Source organism: Actinomadura harenae, from assembly GCF_003696215.1.
In the GTDB taxonomy this organism is placed as follows: Bacteria; Actinomycetota; Actinomycetes; order Streptosporangiales; family Streptosporangiaceae; genus Spirillospora; species Spirillospora harenae.
This window is the reverse complement of record NZ_RFFG01000260.1, coordinates 1-1,556: the sequence shown is the minus strand read 5'-3', so window position 1 is coordinate 1,556 and position 1,556 is coordinate 1. Positions and strand designations below refer to the sequence as shown.

The window sequence follows — 1,556 nt, the reverse complement described above, 5'->3', positions numbered from 1 at the left end:
CGGAACCTGTCAAACCGGATGAGACAGTTCAGGCTGCTTGTTCTGTCTCGGGGTTCTCCTTCGGGGGTTTGTTGATGAAGACCTTGGTGGGCGGCTTGGGCGGGGTGGGTCGGGCGTGGAAGCGCCCGGGGTTGGCGGCGTAGGCCGCGGTGAGGACTTCGGCCCGCTGCCGGCGGATCGTGACGGCGGTGCCGTCATGGACCGAGGCGGGGGTGTGCAGGCCGATGCCGGAGTGCCGGTGGTGGTCGTTGTAGTGGGTGAAGAACGCCTGGCAGAACCGGGCCGCGGCCTCAGGGGTGTCGAAGTGGCCGGGGAAGGCGGGGCAGTACTTGAGTGTCTTGAAGTTGCTTTCGCTGTAGGGGTTGTCGTTGGAGACGTGCGGCCGGGAGTGGCTGCGGGTGATCTTCAGGTCCTCGAGGAGTTGGGCGACGTCCTTGCTGGTCATCGCGGGCCCGTTGTCGGCGTGCACGTGGGTGGGGACGATGCCGCCGTTGGCGGTGAACGCCTCTTCCTGGAAGGTCTTGGCGTTCGCTCCGGACTCCGGGACGATCTTCCAATGGACGGCCTTGCGGGAGAAGATGTCGATCATCACCATGAGGTCGTGGTAGACGCCCTTCCACGGCCCCTTCAGTTTCGTCACGTCCCAGCTCCAAACCTGGTTGGGGCCGGTCGCCATCAGCTCGGGCCGCTTGCGCGGCGGGTGGGTGGCCTGACGGCGCCGCTCCCGCACCTCGCCGTGCTGCCGGAGCAGCCGATACATGGTGGAGATCGAGCACAGGTAGGTGCCCTCGTCCAGCAGAATCGCCCACACTTGAGCGGGAGACTTGTCGGCGAACCGATCCGACCGCAGCACCGCCAGTACCCCTTCTCGCTCGGCTGCCGACAGGGCGGCGGGATGGATGACGGGGCGGCGCGGCCCGAACGGGCGAGGGCGGGGGTTGCGGTGCCGGTAGAGGGTCGCGCGGGGTTTGCCGGTCAGCCGGCACGCCGCCGCCGTCCCCAACAGGGGCTCCAGCTCCGCGACCGCCTGGTCGATCAACGGCGTGGTGGCGTGGCGGAGTCCGAGCCCTCGACCAGCAGCGTCAAGAGCTCGTGCGCTTTTCCCATGATCGCCAGAGCCTTCTTCGTCTTCTCCAGCTCCTCGGCCAGGGCGGCCTTCTCCCGCTCGAGCTTCTCGACCTGCCGGTCGGCCTCGCTCTTGGACGGCTTGGGCCCGGACGGCCTGGCCGCCAGCGCGTTCAGCGAACCGGCGTCCGCCAGCCGCTTCCAGTCCTGAATGTGTGAGTGGTAGAGGCCCTCGCGGCGCAGCAACGCGCCCCGGGCACCGGGCTCGGTCAGCTGCTCCCACTCGGCCACGATCGCGAGCTTGTACTCGGGCGTGAACGTCCTTCGCTTCGCCCGGCCCGCACGAGGGCCTTCCTTCTTCTTGCCCACGACACCATCATCGCGGAGATCAACAACACTCAACGTCACGACCGGAAAATCCTGCTCTCGCCCTACTCATGTCACAGAAGACTCATATGTCCTGTTGTCTCTCAAGAGTCTGACAGAGAGGG

Annotated in this window: 2 protein-coding genes; both read right to left on the bottom strand. The window is 67.0% G+C overall.

The features are described 5' to 3' along the window. Window positions 1-28: 28 nt before the first annotated feature. Window positions 29-1,039 carry a DDE-type integrase/transposase/recombinase gene (locus EBO15_RS43350; RefSeq protein WP_122200206.1) on the bottom strand — a complete coding sequence of 337 codons (1,011 nt, stop codon included), beginning with the start codon at window positions 1,037-1,039 and terminating at the stop codon, window positions 29-31. After that, on the bottom strand, window positions 1,036-1,434 hold the full coding sequence (locus EBO15_RS45650; RefSeq protein WP_199745195.1) for a transposase: 399 nt from the start codon (window positions 1,432-1,434) through the stop codon (window positions 1,036-1,038). The genes EBO15_RS43350 and EBO15_RS45650 overlap by 4 nt, the downstream gene beginning before the upstream one ends. Window positions 1,435-1,556 lie beyond the last annotated feature (122 nt).